16 protein-coding genes are annotated in these 18,335 nt (G+C 48.4%); all 16 read right to left on the bottom strand.

Annotated features, from left to right (window positions below; translation table 11 throughout):
- Positions 1-7 precede the first annotated feature (7 nt).
- The gene (locus IWW33_RS04560; RefSeq protein WP_196914232.1) at positions 8-2,152 is read right to left on the bottom strand and encodes a bi-domain-containing oxidoreductase; all 2,145 of its coding nucleotides are present in this window, start codon (positions 2,150-2,152) and stop codon (positions 8-10) included.
- A 239-nt stretch (positions 2,153-2,391) separates the two neighbouring features.
- Positions 2,392-3,240, bottom strand: a complete 849-nt coding sequence (locus tag IWW33_RS04565) for a glycosyltransferase (RefSeq protein WP_196914233.1) — start codon at positions 3,238-3,240, stop codon at positions 2,392-2,394.
- 2 nt (positions 3,241-3,242) lie between these two features.
- Positions 3,243-4,493: an O-antigen ligase family protein gene (locus tag IWW33_RS04570; RefSeq protein WP_196914234.1), complete on the bottom strand. Its 1,251-nt coding sequence runs from the start codon at positions 4,491-4,493 to the stop codon at positions 3,243-3,245.
- Between the two features lie 51 nt (positions 4,494-4,544).
- Entirely contained in the window at positions 4,545-5,819 is a 1,275-nt protein-coding gene (locus IWW33_RS04575; RefSeq protein WP_196914235.1) for an oligosaccharide flippase family protein, read from the bottom strand.
- 26 nt (positions 5,820-5,845) lie between these two features.
- Entirely contained in the window at positions 5,846-7,072 is a 1,227-nt protein-coding gene (locus tag IWW33_RS04580) for an acyltransferase (protein ID WP_196914236.1), read from the bottom strand.
- A gap of 6 nt (positions 7,073-7,078) precedes the next feature.
- Positions 7,079-7,648, bottom strand: a complete 570-nt coding sequence (gene rfbC, locus IWW33_RS04585) for a dTDP-4-dehydrorhamnose 3,5-epimerase (RefSeq protein WP_196914237.1) — start codon at positions 7,646-7,648, stop codon at positions 7,079-7,081.
- Positions 7,645-8,526 carry a glucose-1-phosphate thymidylyltransferase RfbA gene (gene rfbA / locus IWW33_RS04590; RefSeq protein WP_196914238.1) on the bottom strand — a complete coding sequence of 294 codons (882 nt, stop codon included), beginning with the start codon at positions 8,524-8,526 and terminating at the stop codon, positions 7,645-7,647. The genes rfbC and rfbA overlap by 4 nt, the downstream gene beginning before the upstream one ends.
- 3 nt (positions 8,527-8,529) lie before the next feature.
- Positions 8,530-9,420: a dTDP-4-dehydrorhamnose reductase gene (rfbD, locus tag IWW33_RS04595; protein WP_196914239.1), complete on the bottom strand. Its 891-nt coding sequence runs from the start codon at positions 9,418-9,420 to the stop codon at positions 8,530-8,532.
- On the bottom strand, positions 9,420-10,535 hold the full coding sequence (rfbB, locus tag IWW33_RS04600; protein ID WP_196914240.1) for a dTDP-glucose 4,6-dehydratase: 1,116 nt from the start codon (positions 10,533-10,535) through the stop codon (positions 9,420-9,422). The genes rfbD and rfbB overlap by 1 nt, the downstream gene beginning before the upstream one ends.
- Entirely contained in the window at positions 10,532-11,800 is a 1,269-nt protein-coding gene (gene wecC / locus IWW33_RS04605; RefSeq protein ID WP_196914241.1) for a UDP-N-acetyl-D-mannosamine dehydrogenase, read from the bottom strand. Before wecC ends, rfbB begins: the two co-directional genes overlap by 4 nt.
- 69 nt (positions 11,801-11,869) lie before the next feature.
- On the bottom strand, positions 11,870-12,994 hold the full coding sequence (gene wecB, locus IWW33_RS04610) for a UDP-N-acetylglucosamine 2-epimerase (non-hydrolyzing) (RefSeq protein ID WP_196914242.1): 1,125 nt from the start codon (positions 12,992-12,994) through the stop codon (positions 11,870-11,872).
- A 206-nt stretch (positions 12,995-13,200) separates the two neighbouring features.
- Positions 13,201-14,532 (bottom strand): Wzz/FepE/Etk N-terminal domain-containing protein, encoded by a 1,332-nt coding sequence (locus IWW33_RS04615; RefSeq protein ID WP_348635178.1) that lies wholly within the window; start codon positions 14,530-14,532, stop codon positions 13,201-13,203.
- A 171-nt stretch (positions 14,533-14,703) separates the two neighbouring features.
- Positions 14,704-15,762, bottom strand: coding sequence for a Wzz/FepE/Etk N-terminal domain-containing protein (locus IWW33_RS04620; protein WP_196914243.1), 1,059 nt, complete (start codon positions 15,760-15,762; stop codon positions 14,704-14,706).
- A 217-nt stretch (positions 15,763-15,979) separates the two neighbouring features.
- Positions 15,980-17,401, bottom strand: a complete 1,422-nt coding sequence (locus tag IWW33_RS04625) for an MBL fold metallo-hydrolase (protein ID WP_196914244.1) — start codon at positions 17,399-17,401, stop codon at positions 15,980-15,982.
- A 103-nt stretch (positions 17,402-17,504) separates the two neighbouring features.
- Positions 17,505-17,768 carry a lipopolysaccharide assembly protein LapA domain-containing protein gene (locus IWW33_RS04630; RefSeq protein WP_039601301.1) on the bottom strand — a complete coding sequence of 88 codons (264 nt, stop codon included), beginning with the start codon at positions 17,766-17,768 and terminating at the stop codon, positions 17,505-17,507.
- Between the two features lie 20 nt (positions 17,769-17,788).
- The gene (gene ihfB / locus IWW33_RS04635) at positions 17,789-18,085 is read right to left on the bottom strand and encodes an integration host factor subunit beta (protein ID WP_012313292.1); all 297 of its coding nucleotides are present in this window, start codon (positions 18,083-18,085) and stop codon (positions 17,789-17,791) included.
- Between the last annotated feature and the right edge of the window lie 250 nt (positions 18,086-18,335).

Raw genomic sequence — 18,335 nt, forward strand, 5'->3', positions numbered from 1 at the left:
GCGAGTTTTAACCTGCCTGATTGCGCAAAATGCTAGCAACTTCTATAGATACTTGTGCAACTTCCATGATTTCCTCATAAGAAATTACGGGTCCAGCCCCGCTGGCGACGGCTTCCAGAAATGCAGATGCGCACTGTCGCTGTCCTTTGTCTTGCTTCCATAAATTCATCTTGGTGAAACCGGGCCAGCCGTAGCCCTTCAGCTTGCGGAAATTATCAAGCTGTAGCACACGGCCCGCAGCAAAGACCTCAACCCGTTCTTTAGGGAATGCGCTTGCGCCGTTCGCCAAGTAGAGAATAGTTCCGAAAGAGCCATCTTCGAAACCAAGGGTAATAGCGGCCTTATCCTCAGTAACTTCTACTGCCGTGTTATCACCCATCCGGCGCGCCTGGACTGAGACAATTCGAGAGCCAGACAGGTATCGCATCAAGTCGATGAAATGACATGCCTCTCCGATGATTCGCCCCCCACCGACTGCAATATCCTGGGTCCAGTGGTCGCTCGGGATGGCTCCAGCATTCATGGTCATGATGAATGACTTTGGCTCCCTAACCGATGCCAGCAGACTCTTCATTTTCTGGACTTGTGGAGCAAAACGGCGGTTGAACCCGACCATCAGTTGAGGAGCCCCTCCGCTCTGATGAGCTGTTTCATAAGCCGCTTTTATGTCCTCCAGCTCGGGCAACGTGATCGCCAATGGCTTCTCTACAAAAACATTCTTGCCCGCCTGTAAGGCTTGAGATACAAAGCGAGCATGGCTGTCATGACGAGTGACGATAGAAATCGTATTGATCGCTGGATCTTGCAACATAGCTAACAGATCGGTTGACGCTTGAGCGAAACCAGCCTTTTCCCCATGGATGACGCTATTGATCCCACCCGCTGTAACTATCGTGTGAAGCTGAGCCCCGGCGGCCTTGAAAGCAGGAATCAAGACTCGCGATGCATAATTACCAGCCCCGATGAAACCCACCACTGGCTTCTGCGGACTGAAATTTTCTTGGTTCGAAAGGGAGACTTGGCGAACAGCTCTCTCTTGAACGTCAGACTCGTATTGTAGAAGCATACCCAGACCAGAGCTATCTTCAGTCAGAGCTGCATATGCTTCTGGAGCGCTCTCGAAAGCAAAGCGGTGAGTAATCAAGGCCTTAACGTTCAGCTGACCACTGGCCAACATGTCCAATACTGCTTCAAAATTTCGCTGTTGAGTCCAGCGGACAAATCCGAGCGGGTAGTCTTGTCCCTTATCCTCATAACTTGGATCATAGCGACCTGGGCCGTAAGAGCACGAAACTTGGAAACTCAGTTCCTTTTCATAGAAATCGGCACGATTAAGTTCAAGGCCAGTCACCCCCACCAGCACAATGCGGCCGCGCTTACGGCTCATTCTAGCCGCCTGGGTTACTGGATCGCTAGATTTAGTCGAGGCAGTGATGATTACACCATCGACGCCCTGCCCACGACTGAATGCCATTCCTACCGATATCGGGTCTTCGCCCCGACCAGGATTACATGTCTCAGCACCATATTGTCGAGCGATCTCGAGTTTTGTTTGATCAAAATCAATCGCGAGAACGCGGCACCCGTGCGCACGGAGCAATTGGACGGTAAGTAAGCCAATCAAACCTACACCAGTCACCACGAAGGCTTCACCCAGTGTTGGTTGGGCAAGTCTTATGCCTTGGAGTCCGATGCTAGCAACGACAACGAAAGCAGCAGACTCATCATCGACGCCTTCAGGAATGCGTGCACACAGGTTCTTGGGGACTTTTACCACATCTGCATGAGGACCGTTTGAAACGACGCGGTCACCAACTTTAAGGCCTTCTACGCCCGACCCCACCGCTGCAACTACACCGACGTTGCAGTAACCCAACGGTAGGGGTTGAGCAAGTTTCGACTGCACGGCTTCGATGGTGGTCATAAGCCCATCAGTTTTGACCTTTTCTAACACCATCCGAACCTTTTCAGGCTGTTGGCGAGCTTTGTCTAGGTAAGATGCCTTACCGAACCCGACCAGCATTCTCTCGGTCCCAGCAGAGATCAGCGAAACACTAGTATTAATGATCACGTGCTCACGCGAAATCTGTGGCGCGGGCGCAACAGCAACGGTGGTTCCGCCTTTAGCCATGTCTTGCAGAATTTGCTTCATAACGCCCTCAAATGCAAAAAAACAGTTTTAACCTAAACGAAAGCTTTGGGCAAATGGATATCGCTTTTTCAGCCCATTGAGAAGAGGTATCTTCATCAGAAGAAACAGCCCCGATAAACAAAGTGGCTTTAGGCGACCATTGCTGGCATGAGCGAAAACTGAACAATTCGCAACGACCCGGTGCATCCTACTAACCCATCGTGAGCGCAATAACCTCAATGTCTTTCCTGCTAAGAGCGTTATTTGAAATAGTTGCTAATAAGGTAATCGTAAGACTTTTTATGCTCCCCACTTATAAATTTAACGTTAGCCTGCGAGGTGGACGCATGCTCTTTGTCGAAGATTCGCAACTGTGGAATATGAGCCACATCCAATTGATGCATGCGCAACTGTTCTGCGACAAAAACTTCTTCTCCAAATAAAAAGCGGGGATAGTCAATTGTTGCCCCACGTAGAAAATAGCTTTTTGGGAAAATCATAAAGGAGCCATGCGCGCCATATATCTTTTTATTGTTATGAACCGGCCTAACATTCACTGAGCGAGCTTGACGCTTCTGGGAGTGTGAACGCGCACGTTCACGCAGCCTTACTAATTTCCCGTATGCACGAAAAAGCAAGACGTTCGAACAAACCAGACGCATAAACCTCAGTTTTGAGAGTTTCGGTCTATGCATGATTTTTGGATTAAGATCTCGGCCATCTCGGTCTGAGAAAATTCCAGGGGCTATCAAACCGACCTCGGATGAAAAACTCAACTCAACTAACTTAGAGAGAAAATCCTCCCCCACAACCAAGTCGACATTACACACCACAACATAGTCGTAATTAGCGGCATTGAGGTCAGACTGCATAGCTCGATAAAAAGCTGGAAAATAGCCCACATTCTGATTTTTATTATATTGATAACAGAATAAATAGTTATTCTGAACAATTTCAGCAGGTGCATCGCCAATTGAGTTGTCAGCAAGTATCACATCAAGATGCAAATTCTTTGTTTTACCAAATGCTACATTCAACGAGCTCAAAAAACGCAGAGCATCATCATAAGCGTTATAGCAAACGGGAACAACGCATACTCTCTTCAGCATCATCAAAGCCTTCGTAGATATTGAGCGGGCATGACTCGATTTCGAGCCGCGCAATTGAAAATCAGGATAGCAAAAATCATAAGTATCCGAGGCTCAAAGAAATAATTCAAAGCCACAGCTGCAACCACTGCATAGACAAGAATAATAATTAAGCACTTTCCATCAATACTTTCTGTAGAAAAAAACGCTACGCCCCTCATCAGGACTGAACTGAGCATTGCCACAAATACAAAAAAACCAACCAAACCATAATTTACAAGAACATAAACATAGTCACTATCGTAAGGAAGGTCATTAACGCCATAGAACTCCAACCCAGAACGCCCAACACCAAACAAGTAGAGAAACACAGAGTCTTCAACAAAAAAGACATGTAGCATCTGCTGCCAATTCCCTACACGGCTTTGTAGAGATGAAACGTCACCCCCTTGCTCCGCAAGTCGGAAGTACTCAGGAAATAACACTAACAACTGATCCTTAAAAGCAACTACGCCGCCAACCACTAGAACAAAAAGCAGCAGCACTCCAAGCTTTGATTTGTACCCTGCATGAGCCACAAAAAGGAAAAATACAACAACACTACCGATAGCGATGGCGATTAGAGCCGTTTTCGATTGACTCAAAACCATCCCTAATAATGAAACCAAACACATCATTAGTCTTTTTAATCCACCCCCGCCAAAAAAGAACTGAACCAGAAAATATGAAAAGAAGAAAAGGCATATAACACTTTGCTGCCCCGGGCCGGGTGAAAGGCCTAGGGCGCGAGGTGCGGTATAGCTAAGCGAGGCTTCAACATGATGCTTAGCATTATATAAATCTGTAATCTCGCGCACCCCAAACTCGTACACACCCAAATATTGCAGGAGAGATACAGCGCAATTCACAAGGACAAATATTGAAAAAATACCATCTAAGCCGTTTCGGCCTAATCGCACACCAAAAAAAGCCACCGAACAAAATAACGCAATTTTTAGATACTCTTTTAAGTCCTCAGAGTTCTCATAAGCTATCCACCGATAGAGACAGAGCAGCAACAAAAAAGTAACCAATGATACATAAATATAAAAAACCTCAACCTTCCATGGAACACTGCCACCACTACTCCAAACGAGCAGGAACAAACCAAAAAGCAAGGCAGCATAATAGCCGTAGAATGAACTCGTAGGTACGAACAGAACCATCACGGCAAAGAGATAACCAGCTTTACTGAATCGGCCCTCCGAAATTGGTTGCGCAAATCTCATCTGCATTGCTACCCCTCTTCTCAGATGCACAAAATTCTATTTCTAGCTCGGGAACGGTCAAACACCCAAAAAATGGGTTGCTGACCGCCTCCTATAGCGGATAACAAATGCAACTAATAGGCAGAATTCTGCCATAACAAACGCAGAGCCAGCTCCAGGGGCGCCAAACAAATAAGAAACGATCATCGAGACTGTAAATGCTAACACTCCAATCAATAAGACCGATTTAGCAAAGTATGACTGTGCGCCAATCAGACTTAATCCAACGGGGCCAAACATAGCATTAGCCACACCAAAGCATACCGCAGGTGACATTAGCGCGATTAATGCAACGACATGAGAATCAAAACCGTTTAGAAGCTCGAAATAGCTCCCCAAGTAAATAGCGCTCACCGCAACTGGCATGACGGCTAACATTAGCCAAACTTGTATACGGGTGTTACGCCAAAGCAAAATAAGCGCTTGTTTTTCGGTTCTACTCTCTTTATCTAAATCCGACCATGCCTTCGCCGCTTTCGGCGCAAAAATCTGATTTAGAGGGCGAGCAAGTGCTTGAATACTTTTAATTACCTTTTCTGCGATAGCATAGGTCGACACTGCGGCAGCATTAGATAATTCAGATAAAATCAAGACGTTTGCACCTCTAAAAAATGAAACAGATAAATTACCAAAAAAAATGTATCGTCCGTCCTGCAATAGCGTGTAGATTTTAGCGATGCGTATTGTGCGGAACGCTGAAACATCGAAGCGTGTAAGTAACAACAAAAACCCAGCAACCCCGGAAATAAAATAGCTACCTGCCAATAACGATGAAGCGAGAAGCAAGTCTTCCGGCCCATTAACAAAACAATATACGCCGACCACACCAATTATTCGAGACACAATAATACAAGACGCAAGTGCGAAATTATCTTCGATAGCCTGAAAGTAAAAGTTACTTTGGAGAATAGTACCTAAGACGAATAGCATCCATACCAATAAAACTTGCAGGCTGGAGTTGGAGAGAAAAGAAGCAACACCAACCAGTACAAATGAAGATAGCAGAAAAAGTACTATCCGGGTGGCGAAAATATTAAAGACACAACTAGCCTCTAAAATGCGCTCACCAGTTTTTCTAACATTGATGACCGACTGCACCCCACTAGTATCAAAACTATAGAGACAAACAGTCAAAGCATAAAAGGCTAAAGCTTCTGCCGTAACGATAATAGCAAAGCTCTCTTCCCCTATCACTGACAGTAAATAAGGAAATACCAACAATGGAAAAAGTGCATTAGCCCCTTGAATAGCTACCAATGACAGAGCATTTAATGTACCGATTTTAAATCTCATTAGCTTTTATTCACCTTAAGCTTTCATCAAGACCTACAAGAGAACCGCTTGAGTATCGGTTGATAGATTTTAGCTCGAATCACTTGGAATACAGGCTTACGATTTCTTAGCAGTGCTTTAGAACTACGCATTAGAGGGCGCTCAACAGACAAATGCACTATATGTGCCACAAGAATTACGACCGGTGTAATAGCGGCCACTAAACACCAATAATAAAAAGGCTGCAGAACCTTTACTTGCTCATACCCTACAACAAAGAAAAAAGCAACAAACAACACCAAACCATGTAGCATATATATCCCGTACGATAACTCCCCCATCCAACGCGCCGAAGTTAGCTTCAACATCCCAAAAAAAGAGTTCCCTGCAGCAAAAAACACAAAAACTAGTGAGAGCAATAGTAAAGCTAAGGGATCAAAAGCAGTAGGCAGAAAAGACACAGCGCCAAGTAAAAACAAACTAGCTACAGAAAACCAAAAACCACTAAGCAGGTTTTTGAGCCTTTGACTTCTGACAATAAACGCTGCCACCATCCCACCAACAAAGCTTTGAAGGACAAACCCTAGCGGAGCCCAATATTCAAGCATAGTGTAGAGAGCAACTGCTGAAAAAATTATCGCTCCTACGTTGACTCTTGCGAACAAGACTATTGAAATGAGTGGAAGGCAGAAATAGAAGTACCATTCATAAGGTAGGGACCAAGTAACGCTCGCGAGCATGATCGACGTCCGAGCAATCCCATTGACATCTGGTTTGCCAGCAATAGTGAACAGCATCCACTTATAGATTGTATTCAACAGCGTATCAAGATCGACATTAATTTGCCAGTTTGAACGAATTGCCACCAGGATGAACAGAGTCAGAACAGACAGCAGATAAACAGGAACAAGGCGAGCAACCCGCATTGCAAAAAAATCGAACCAATTTATTTGCGTACTTCTTGAGTCCAGAATTTTAGTAACGAATAAAAAACTCGTCACCATGAAAAACATTGTCACACCGCCTTGGCCCAGCATTACATAAAGTGTCGAGGGGGGGATTTCCCAACGACCTGTCTGTATGTAGAAATACCAAACACTAGAATGATGTAGAAAAACAAAAAAAGCTAGATACCCTCGCAACCCGTCAATAGTCTCAAATCGGCCGCCAACCATTGGCTCTGTATTTTTTGAGCGAGACTGGTTCAACACATGGGCTAAATACAAACCGATCAAAACAATGATTGGAACGATAAGGGGATTGACGGCCGACATTATGAGTCACTTAAGCGAAATGTGATTTTCAAAACTATTGGCTTCGGAATCTTTTTCCGAAATTATAAGGTCGCCGACGGCTTCAAGTGGCCACCGGATATTAATAACCGGATCATTCCAAATGATAGAGCGCTCAGCATCTCTGTTATAGAAGTTTGTAGTTTTGTATAAAAAGTGCGTATCATCTTCAAGTGTTAAAAACCCATGCGCGAACCCATCTGGAATCCAAAGCATCTTTTTATTTTTAGCACTCAACTCAAGCCCTACCCAGCTCCCGTACGTTCTCGACTCTGGCCTTATATCTACAGCAACATCAAAAACAGAACCTTGAACGACACGCACTAGCTTACCTTGCGAATAAGGCGCAGACTGAAAGTGCAGCCCTCTGAGCACACCTTTGTTAGAACAAGAGTGGTTGTCTTGCACGAACGGCCCAGGCTCATCTAAACCTAGCTCCGCTAAAGCAGAGCGAAAAGACTCATCGTTATAACTTTCGTAAAAAAAGCCTCGATCATCCTTAAAAATCGTGGGCTCTAAGATCACTACTTCAGGTATCGCTGTTTTAGTAAGTTTCACGGGTTAACATCTCTACTTAATGCATCTAGGTACTGGCCGTAATCAGTTTTCTTAAGTCGAACAGCTTGCGCCATCAGCTCTGCCTGGCTTATCCATCCCTGGTTGAATGCAATTTCTTCCAGGCAAGCCACTTTTAAACCCTGTCGCTGTTCAATGGTATGAACAAACTGACCGGCTTCAAGTAAAGAGGCATGAGTACCTGTGTCCAGCCATGCGAAACCTCGCCCTAACATCTCCACGCTCAGGCTTTTGTCGTCTAGGTAGAACTTGTTGATATCAGTAATTTCTAGCTCACCCCTAGTGGATGGTTTGATTGACTTGGCAACTTGAACCACTCGATTGTCGTAGAAATACAAGCCTGTCACAGCATAGTTTGATTTAGGTAAGGCTGGCTTTTCCTCAATGCTTATCGCTTGTCCTGATGCATTGAACTCAACAACACCAAAGCGTTCTGGATCGGATACATGATATCCGAAAACTGTGGCTCCATGACTGCGCAAGCTTGCCTGCTTCAGATGTTCAGAGAACCGTTGTCCGTAAAATATGTTATCTCCAAGGATCAAACAGCAATCATCGCCACCTATGAATTCCTCTCCGATAATAAATGCTTGCGCTAGTCCATCAGGAGATGGCTGCTCAGCGTAACTTATCGAAATACCAAACTGACTACCGCTCCCCAAAAGATTACGGAAATTAGGCAGATCTATAGGAGTGGATATAATAAGCACTTCACGTATACCAGCCAGCATTAATACTGATAGCGGGTAGTAAATCATAGGCTTATCATAAATCGGAAGCAGTTGCTTAGATACGCCCAATGTAATTGGGTGCAAGCGAGTTCCAGAGCCTCCGGCAAGAATGATTCCTTTACGACTCATATTTCAACCTCTTATCTCGGTTAGCATGCGATCAATACCTACTTGCCATGGAGGTAAAACCAATTTAAACGCGGCTTGCAGTCGTTGAGTATTCATAAGTGAGTTAAGCGGCCTTTCGGCGGGCGTAGGATACTCAATAGTACTTAGTTTTTCTATAGTTCTGATACGCAACTCATAACCTAGTACACGCGCAGTTTCAACAACATGACAAGCATAACCATGCCAACTGACAGCACCACTGGCCGCGAGGTGATAGACGCCACCCTCGAAATTACCTATTGCTGCGACTCTGAGCGCATGCGCGGTAATATCAGCAACTAAGTCTGCTCCGGTTGGTGCACCAACCTGATCGCTTACAACTTGAATTTGCTCCCTATCAGCAGCCAAACGTAGCATTGTCTTCGCAAAATTGTTTCCACGCGCCGCATAAATCCAACTGATACGAAATATAAGATGGCGGCAACCGCTTTTCTGAATAGCGCGTTCTCCTTCCAACTTGCTTTTTCCATAAATATTCAGCGGTGATGTTATGTCTTGTTCCGACCAGGGAGCATTGCCTTTACCCGAAAAAACATAATCGGTTGAGTAATGGATTAGCCAAGCGCCACTGGTAGCTGCATAATCAGCCATAACCCTTACGGCTTCGGCATTGATAAGGAACGCCTCCGCCTGGTCGCTTTCCGCCTTGTCCACTGCAGTGTAGGCGGCAGCGTTAACAATGAAATCGGGTTTGACGATTTCTAGCGTCTGCCGCAGGCCCGATAGATCTGTAAGATCGCCGACCAGCGTACCTTCGCCGCTTCGACCAAGAGCAATCAGCTCACCTAGACAGCGCAAGGAGCGCATCAACTCCCAGCCCACTTGCCCATCCTTTCCCAGCAACAAAATTCTCATCAGAGAGTTCCTTTGCCGTATTGCTTATTAAGCCAGGACTGGTACTCTCCACTTTCGACTCTTGCAACCCATGAGGGATTATCTAAGTACCACTGTACTGTCTTACGAATACCTGATTCAAAAGTCTCATCTGGAGTCCAGCCAAGCTCACGCTCAATTTTGGTAGCGTCAATTGCATAGCGCTGATCATGACCAGGTCGGTCTTTAACATGCGATATCAACTCTCTATAGTTTTTGCCATCCAGACCTGACTCCCGCATCACCGCCCGGGCATCTAAATTAACAGTGTCCAGCGGCCTCAATTCATCCAATATTGAGCAGAGTTTTTTTACAACATCGATATTTTTCTTTTCGTTATGCCCACCGATATTGTATGTCTCACCCACCTTTCCGCTTACTAGTACATTACACAGTGCCCGAGCATGATCCTCGACGTACAGCCAGTCTCGGACTTGATCACCCTTACCGTAGACTGGCAGCGCCTTGCCCCTCAATGCATTGAGTATAATTAACGGTATTAGCTTTTCAGGAAAATGGTATGGCCCATAATTATTAGAACAATTAGTTATCAGCGTCGGGAGCCCGTAAGTTCGCGCCCACGCTCTTACCAAATGATCGGAACTTGCCTTGCTAGCAGAATATGGTGAGCTTGGTGCGTAGGGCGTAGTCTCGGTAAATAAATCAGTTATACCGTGGAGGTCACCATACACTTCATCCGTCGAAACATGATGAAAACGAAATGCATCCTTAGCGCTGTCATTAAGTTGACTCCAATACCCACGCGCCACTTCAAGCAGTGTGTACGTACCAACAATATTAGTTTCTATGAATGCAGCGGGGCCTTCAATCGATCGGTCAACATGTGACTCTGCCGCCAGATGCATTATGGCGTCGGGACGAAACTCAAGAAACACTGCGTCTAACGCAGCACGATCGCAAATATCTACACGATGGAAACAATAGCGCTCATTATCGCTAACACTTGCCAAGGATTCCAAATTGCCAGCATAGGTAAGCTTGTCAACATTACAAACACTATGCTCAGTATGGTTGACAATATGACGCACAACCGCCGACCCGATAAACCCCGCACCACCAGTGACTAAAATTCTCATCGCGACCATACCCCTCGAGTATCAACTACTTGAAGAGCTTCGATCGCCTCGCGTGCAATGGCCTTGAATTCTTTATGATCAACCAAAAGAATCAAAATATCGGCTTGCTCCAGTGCGGCCTGTATATCAACCAAAATAAGCTTACTATTTAAATTAACAGGAAGCTCAGTGATATTAGGCTCGACAGCTAGAACGGTGCCTGGATGTTCTGCGGAGATGCTCTCGGCAATCGACACAGCGGGGCTTTCCCGTAGATCGTCAATATCCGGTTTGAATGACAATCCAAAACACGCGATTGTTACATCTCTCGCTGTTTTTTCACTATTCGCTTGCAGATATTCAGCCACAGCCAGCTTTGCTTTCTGGAGCACCCAGCGTGGTTTGTCATCATTAACTTCGCGTGCGGTGCGAATTAGACGAGCTTGCTCAGGAGTTTTGCTAACAATGAACCACGGATCAACTGCGATGCAGTGACCACCAACCCCTGGGCCCGGCTGAAGAATATTAACCCTAGGGTGGCGATTTGCCAGCCGAATCAGCTCCCACACATTAATATCTAACTTGTCGCAAATCATCGAGAGTTCGTTGGCAAACGCGATATTGGTATCACGGAAACTATTTTCGGTCAGCTTACACATCTCTGCAGTACGGGCATTAGTAATAACGCATTCACCCTCTACGAAGATTTTATAAAGTGCCGCAGCTGCCGCAGAACATTTTGGCGTCATGCCTCCGATTACACGATCATTTTGAACTAATTCGCGCAGTACATGCCCAGGTAGCACCCTCTCTGGGCAATGAGCTATTCGTATATCAGACGACTCACCGCAGGTTTGTGGAAAAGTCAGATCGGGACGAGCTTCGGCCAACCATGCCGACATTTGCTCAGTCGCGCCTACTGGCGAGGTTGACTCAAGAATGACCAAATCACCTACTTTAAGAACCGGCGCAATACTTTTGCAAGCTGATTCGATATAGTCCAAATCAGGCTCATGTCGCTCTTTAAAAGGAGTAGGCACAGCAATCAGAAAGGCATCAGCTGCCTCCGGCACGCTGGTAGCACGCAAATAACCACCGGTTACCGCTGCATGAACCACCATATCCAAGTCGGGTTCGACAATGTGAATATTGCCTTGATTGATGGTTTCGATAGCTTTCGGGTTCACATCTACGCCAATTACTCGTTTTTTACGCGACGCAAATACCGCGGCGGTTGGTAGCCCGATGTAGCCTAGCCCAATTACCGAAATAGTTTCAAATGCCATGTCAGTCCTTATAATTCCTACGTTTTAGGAGGTCGCGACAATCATTTCCACTGAAGCGACATTCGCTAATCAGATAGCAAGCAGCGCCTCAATTATACGCTGACTGGCAGCACCATCCCCATAGGGATTATGAGCGTAACTCATCGCCCGATAGGCCTCATCGTCATCAAGCAGACGGGAAAGCGCACCCACTATTTGACTCACCTCTGTACCGACCAACTTTACTGTCCCTGCCTCAACTGCCTCCGGCCGCTCGGTGGTATCCCGCATGACTAGCACCGGTTTCCCCAGCGATGGAGCCTCTTCCTGTATACCGCCCGAGTCCGTAAGAATAATGTAGGACCGGCTCATCAGATAGACAAAAGGCAAATAGTCAAGCGGCTCAATCAGATAAATATTTTCGACGCCGCTTAGCAAACGATTAACGGGCTCACGAACATTCGGATTTAGGTGTACTGGATAAACAATATCGATATCCGGATACTGCTTAGCGATACTCGATAGTGCTTGACAAATTCGCTCAAACCCATCACCAAAACTTTCACGTCGGTGACCTGTGACAAGGATGATCCGGCGTTCAAAATTCAGGAATGCCGTCGGCGCCGCCGCAGCCGAACTCAATGCCTCGTCCGTTTTTAATCGTTCGATTACGCCGAGTAGTGCATCAATAACCGTGTTACCGGTCACTATGATATCCGAGCATGCTACGCCTTCCCTTTTCAAGTTTGATCCCGATGTTTCAGTGGGGGCAAAATGTCGGCACGCGATAGCTCCAGTTAGCTTGCGATTTGCCTCTTCAGGCCAAGGCGAATATAAATTACCGGTGCGCAATCCTGCTTCCACGTGAGCTACTGGTATCTGCTGATAATAAGCCGCTAGAGTAGCTGCAAAGGTAGTTGCTGTATCGCCGTGAACAAGAACTATGTCAGGACGAAATTTTTTCAGGACTTGTTTCATACCCTGCAATATAGAAACCGTCACATCCGTCAAATCTTGGCCAGACTTCATTATATTGAGATCGAAATCAGGCTCAATATTAAAAAGCTCTAAAACCTGGTCAAGCATTTCACGATGCTGGCCGGTTACGCACACTTTTGCTTCAAACCGACTATCACCTGCAAGCGCAAGAACGAGCGGCGCCATCTTGATCGCTTCGGGACGAGTACCAAATACACATAATGTTTTCACGACCAATTAACCCCAAACATAGTAGTTACCAGCACCCCAGTAATATCGGTACAAAGCAGAGGTAAAATACTACTCCGCCATGAAGCTCGGTTATCGCTCAAACATGCAATAATACCGATCTTAAACAAGCCCAGATGACATACATCATAGAGGCAAACAATTTATAGGCGCCTAGCAATCTACAGACGCTAGCAGCACTTCGAATCTTTACTTCACCCCATACTCAGTGCCGGCTTGCTCTCCAACTCTGAGCTTCTTGAAAGTAGATTTTTCTCATAAGAACGACTACGCGCCTTAAAAAGACTCCTTGACAACGTAATAAACACACCCAAAATCAGACCAAGGAATAATGAAATACTGACTATCAGAGGCTTACGAGGCTTCACGGGGTAAAGAGGGTCAGTAGCATATTGATCAATGCTCACCAGACGCAATTGAGCAAGATTCGTATTGATATTATTCAGACGAGCGCGCTCAGCCCGTAACTCCTCAACACCCTCAAGGAATAAAACTTCATTCTCCCGAGCCAGTAGTACTTCCACTTCACGATTTGAGGTAAGCATCAGCAACTCTTTTTTAATTTGAGCTACACGTGGCTCAGTAAAATCGTCTGACGACCGCTTACGTAAAATATTTCGCTCTGCCTCAAGTACATCCGACCCCATGAAGTAAAGAGGCGTCTGCTGTGTATTTACCTCAGTACGAATAACATTCGCCGTCCCAACCACTTCCTCAGACATGGAAGACGGGCTGGCTGGCTTCTTCAGGCCCAAGCTGCGAGCGATGGCAATTGACTCATCGAGCTTAGCCATACGGGCCTCTCTTTTCAGTTTCAACTCAACCCTAAGAGCCCTCAATTCATCTCGAAGACGCGCACTTTGAATTAAATCTTTTTCAATGAGCTTGGCAATGCGACTATCTTTACTTGCATCATAGTCTGCCATTGCTGACTTAAGTTTCGCTTCCACTTCTTGAAGTCGATTAGAGACGATTCCCTTAAGATCTTCAGCGAGCTGCGTACGCTCTTGCTCTATCGCATAGCTGACAAAGTCATTAAGCAACGCGGCGCCTTCAATTCCTTCATCGTACCGCATATTTAAGCCAATATATGCTGTTAGCAAGTCAGCCTTCTTGGGATCAGGCTGAACTAACTTGAAGGCGTCATTGAAATTAGCAAATGCTTGATCAGCAGTTTCGCCCGACTGAGTGTAAGCCGCCACTAACTCTGGATGCGCGCGAAAAAAATTCAATCGAATTTCGTAAGAGTCTAATGCAGCCCCAACACGCACAAGGGCGGCGCCTGGTGGTAGGTTATAAACGCCCGATCGATTTAACGCATCAAGATCGTTCAATGCTGCAGGCCGTAAAACCGTCCTAACCTCATACTCGGGCGTTACAAAAAACGCGTAAACCAATCCCAAGAGTGTAACAACAAATGCAATAGCAATGATCATCGCGCGACGACGCCACAACTCCTTTATTACGCGAAACAGATCAAATTCGTCCTGAATTGCCGGATGGGGAACACGCGATAAATTGGTCACGTCACTAGCCTGTCTGCTAAGGGTCGATCAGCCAGGACAGGAATTTGTTAGCAGCTGAAACGACACGTAGGCCTTTCACCCATCAGTACAATCCCTGTCATGCGGTTGAACCCCGCATTCTCGCACTTTCCCCACGCCAGCAAAAGGCTTGCATTTCCACGTTGGCTTACGTCAGTAAACCCGCCCGCCCCCTCGGATGCGTACCCATTGCCCCCTAGCGATCGCTGTGAAACCACCCAACACCAATGCAATCAGCGCAGTTAACACCAAAATCAAGGTCTTCCTGGGCCTCACAGGCGTTTCAGGTTGATCGACCGCTCCATCCTGCTGATAAACGGAAATCACTTCATCACTCACCTGAAGATTACGGTAAAGGTCGGCCGACAGCTGTAGCCTCCTCAACCCCTTGATGAATGGATCATCTGAAGGGCGCGACTCAAGGTTTGCAATCTCAGTCTCCAAAGCATCACTGCCGCGCATATAGCTCAAGCTACCTGCCATCCCTGCCGACACCTCCGTTGACAAGGCGCCGGAGATGAGAGGTGGTTTTTTCAAACCAATCGCCCTTGCCACGATCAAGGCCTCTTTCAGCCTAGCTATTTTGTCATCCCGCTCCTTGCGAGCTGCGGACCGTGTGCCAGCAATCTGCTGCTCAATGTTATCGGCCTTTACGAGCATCTCACTCCGATTGCTCTTGAGCACCTCTTCCTTAGCAAGTGATGAAGCCATCTCAGCATAACGAGCCACCCAGTCTGCAGCGCGCTGCGGGTCCTCAACCTCTACCGTGATCACGTAACGGGTGGGTGTGTCCTTTGCCGCTAAAGAAACTCCAACAGCCCTGGCATAGTCTCTATACAACACATCCCAAGAAGCCTTCCGCTCGCTCTCAGGCAGGCTAGGGAGATAGACGTGCCGAAAAAAGTTATTCCGCAAGGCTTCTGACTGGAGTTTTCTTACGAATACCTCATACACATCCTTCACCCCCCAGACAGAAAGCCCTGTGTCCCCGCCCCGACCGAAATTTAATTGAGCAATATCATTTTGCGAAGGTGGCTGCACGTAGATCTTTGCTTCGTAGACCGGCTTCGCGATCAAGACATAAGCTAACCCTATAGCCAAAACGGGGATCGCTACAACAGCCATCCAAAATTTTTGTCGCCAGGCACCCTGGAGGAGCTCAAACAGACCAATTTCCTCTCCTCTCCGAAGATCTTCATGTTCATTTCGCATTTTATTCTAGAAATCCTCTAATCCAGCTGGCGACCTATGACTCCAAGGCTAGCTCCACCAACCGTAGCAGCGCTCCGCCGCCAAGGCATGCCTGAAGCGTAGCGGGCTTTTACGGAATTGGCGCCTCACCCGCGCATAGGTATTAATCAGAAGTAGAGGCATCTTTTGGCGCGTTTAGTTCCCATGATATCGACCGATGAACGTGGCCATCCGCACCCTAAGGAATATGGACCCTTAGGTAACCACCTGCAGGAAATCGATTTAGCAGCGCTCTCGCGAGGGATAGCTTCGCCCGCCTCTCCCCATGCACCAGCACCACCCGCCGCGCCGCGCACGCCATAGCAAACCTCACCAACCCGGCCTGGTCCGCATGGCCTGAATACCCGCCCAACGTCGTCACCTTAGCCCGCACCTCATATACAGCCCCATCCAACTCAACCTGCACAGCCCCTTCCGCACCCGCTTCGCGCTGAATGGCAGCCCCTGGTGCCCCCCTGGCCTGATACCCGACAAACATCACCTCATGCCGTGGATCACCAAGCATCGCCTTGAGGTAGTTGACGATCCGCCCACCCGAGCACATGCCATTACCGGCAATCACAATCGCCGGGCGCCCGGTGCTTTTCAGGTAATTGACCACCTGCTGGTGGCGGGCATGGGTATCGACGCACACCAGCTGGTTGAACCCAAGCGGGTCACGCCCCTCGCTCATCCGCGCCTTGGCTTCGTCATTCCAGTAGTCATGCAGCTGGCGGTAGACGGTGGTAATGCGCTGAGCCAAGGGTGAGTCGAGAATGATTGGCAGCTGCGACCAGGCGAACGTGCCATCGCCAGGCACCACGGCCGGGTCACCGAGCAGTGCCTTGCGGTGGAGAATGGCCTCGAGCTCGCACAGCAACTCTTGCGTGCGGCCCAGGCTGAACGCGGGAATCAGGATGGTGCCGCGGTCCTGCAGTGCGCGGTCAATAACCTGTTCCAGCTGCTGCTCGCGCATGCTGCGGTCGGGGTGCAGGCGGTCGCCGTAGGTACTTTCCAGCACCAGCAAGTCTGCACGCTCGGGTGGCTGCAGTGGGCGTAGCAGCGGGTTGCCTTCGGGGCCGAGGTCGCCGGAGAAAACGATGCGGTGGTTTTGCTCGGCCACGTCTACATCGCACTCTACATAGGCGGAGCCAAGCAGGTGGCCGGCGCGTTGCAGGCGCAGCTGGCACCTGAGGCCGGGCTTGTTTACCACCGAGTGCCACTGACCGAAGGGCATCGACACAACCAGGCCGCCGATTAGCTCGAGGTAACGCGCCACTTGTGCGGGCTCGCTGCTGATGGTCAGCCTGTAGGCATCTTCCAGTACCAGTGGCAACAGCTTTGCCGAGGGTTCGCTGCAGAGGATCGGACCGCGAAAGCCGGCCGCCAGCAGCGCGGGGATGCGGCCGACATGGTCGAGGTGTACGTGGGTGATCACCAGGGCTTGTATACCCTGGATATCAAAACCGAGTGATGCGCTGGCTGAACCCGGGGCGGCGTCGGCGCCCTGCTCCAGGCCGCAATCCACGAGCAGGCTGGTGGCTGAGTCGATGTGAAGCTGGTGACAAGAACCGGTTACACCGCGGGTGCCACCGTGATGGGAAAGGGTGGGGAATTCCATACTGCTGCACGCTCGTTTGGGCCGGAATAATGAAGCGGGTATTACTTCACTTACACCGTCGCGTGCACAGGCGAGCCTTTCCTAAAAAAGGTGGGAATTTTCCTTACTTACCTTCCAGCGCTGCCTGCCTGGCCGAGGCGCGAATCTTGCGTTTGCTGCGCTGTACGCCATAGGCGCCCAACAGCGGGCCAATCGCCAGGCCTACTACCAGGGCCGCCAGCACCGGTACCGCAACCGGTAACTCGGGCGCCGACCAGCCGAACAGCACGAGCGCCACGGCCTGCTGGTTCTCCAGCACGAAGAACAACACCACCGCTGCCAGCAGCAGCACGAACAACGCCGCCAGGGCGCGCTTGAGGTTACGCATCAGACTGGCTCCTTCATCGGTCAGGGGTGCTCGTGCTCTTCTTCATTGACGCGATCACGCAGCTCTTTGCCGGGCTTGAAGTGCGGAACGAACTTGCCTTCCAGTTCGACCGACTGGCCGGTCTTGGGGTTGCGACCTACGCGTGGAGCGCGATAGTGCAAAGAGAAGCTGCCAAAGCCGCGGATCTCGATGCGATCTCCGGTGGCTAGGCATTGGGACATCTGTTCAAGCATGGTCTTGATGGCCAGCTCCACATCCTTGGACGAGAGCAGCCCTTGATGGGTGACAATACGTTCGATCAGCTCCGACTTCGTCATATTTTTCCCTTCGTTATCAAGCAGCTAGATCATTGCTTAATCAGTTTGTAGCACGCTGGGAGGGATTTGAACAGGGTGGTTCTTGACTTAATAAAAAAATTCAAGAATGGAGTGTTGGGAAATAAGGCTGGGGGAGCTTTGTGGGGGATCGTGGGCGAGCCGGGTTCTACAGGGGATGGCGTTAGGCTGGGGGGATTTTTGGGGCTGGAAAGGGTGGGCTGGAGGGTAGGCATTTATGCTGGGCATACAG

The organism is Pseudomonas sp. M2 (assembly GCF_015751845.1).
Classification (GTDB): domain Bacteria; phylum Pseudomonadota; class Gammaproteobacteria; order Pseudomonadales; family Pseudomonadaceae; genus Aquipseudomonas; species Aquipseudomonas putida_E.

What these genes read in the sequence shown, in the direction of transcription:
- IWW33_RS04565 (WP_196914233.1), bottom strand. Translation starts at nt 3,240, where the DNA reads ATGCTGAAGAGAGTATGCGTTGTTCCCGTTTGCTATAACGCTTATGAT.
- IWW33_RS04560 (WP_196914232.1), bottom strand. Translation starts at nt 2,152, where the DNA reads ATGAAGCAAATTCTGCAAGACATGGCTAAAGGCGGAACCACCGTTGCT.
- IWW33_RS04570 (WP_196914234.1), bottom strand. Translation starts at nt 4,493, where the DNA reads ATGCAGATGAGATTTGCGCAACCAATTTCGGAGGGCCGATTCAGTAAA.
- ihfB (WP_012313292.1), bottom strand. Translation starts at nt 18,085, where the DNA reads ATGACGAAGTCGGAGCTGATCGAACGTATTGTCACCCATCAAGGGCTG.
- IWW33_RS04580 (WP_196914236.1), bottom strand. Translation starts at nt 7,072, where the DNA reads ATGTCGGCCGTCAATCCCCTTATCGTTCCAATCATTGTTTTGATCGGT.
- wecC (WP_196914241.1), bottom strand. Translation starts at nt 11,800, where the DNA reads ATGGCATTTGAAACTATTTCGGTAATTGGGCTAGGCTACATCGGGCTA.
- IWW33_RS04625 (WP_196914244.1), bottom strand. Translation starts at nt 17,401, where the DNA reads ATGGAATTCCCCACCCTTTCCCATCACGGTGGCACCCGCGGTGTAACC.
- IWW33_RS04575 (WP_196914235.1), bottom strand. Translation starts at nt 5,819, where the DNA reads ATGAGATTTAAAATCGGTACATTAAATGCTCTGTCATTGGTAGCTATT.
- rfbD (WP_196914239.1), bottom strand. Translation starts at nt 9,420, where the DNA reads ATGAGAATTTTGTTGCTGGGAAAGGATGGGCAAGTGGGCTGGGAGTTG.
- rfbA (WP_196914238.1), bottom strand. Translation starts at nt 8,526, where the DNA reads ATGAGTCGTAAAGGAATCATTCTTGCCGGAGGCTCTGGAACTCGCTTG.
- IWW33_RS04620 (WP_196914243.1), bottom strand. Translation starts at nt 15,762, where the DNA reads ATGCGAAATGAACATGAAGATCTTCGGAGAGGAGAGGAAATTGGTCTG.
- IWW33_RS04630 (WP_039601301.1), bottom strand. Translation starts at nt 17,768, where the DNA reads ATGCGTAACCTCAAGCGCGCCCTGGCGGCGTTGTTCGTGCTGCTGCTG.
- rfbB (WP_196914240.1), bottom strand. Translation starts at nt 10,535, where the DNA reads ATGAGAATTTTAGTCACTGGTGGTGCGGGGTTTATCGGGTCGGCGGTT.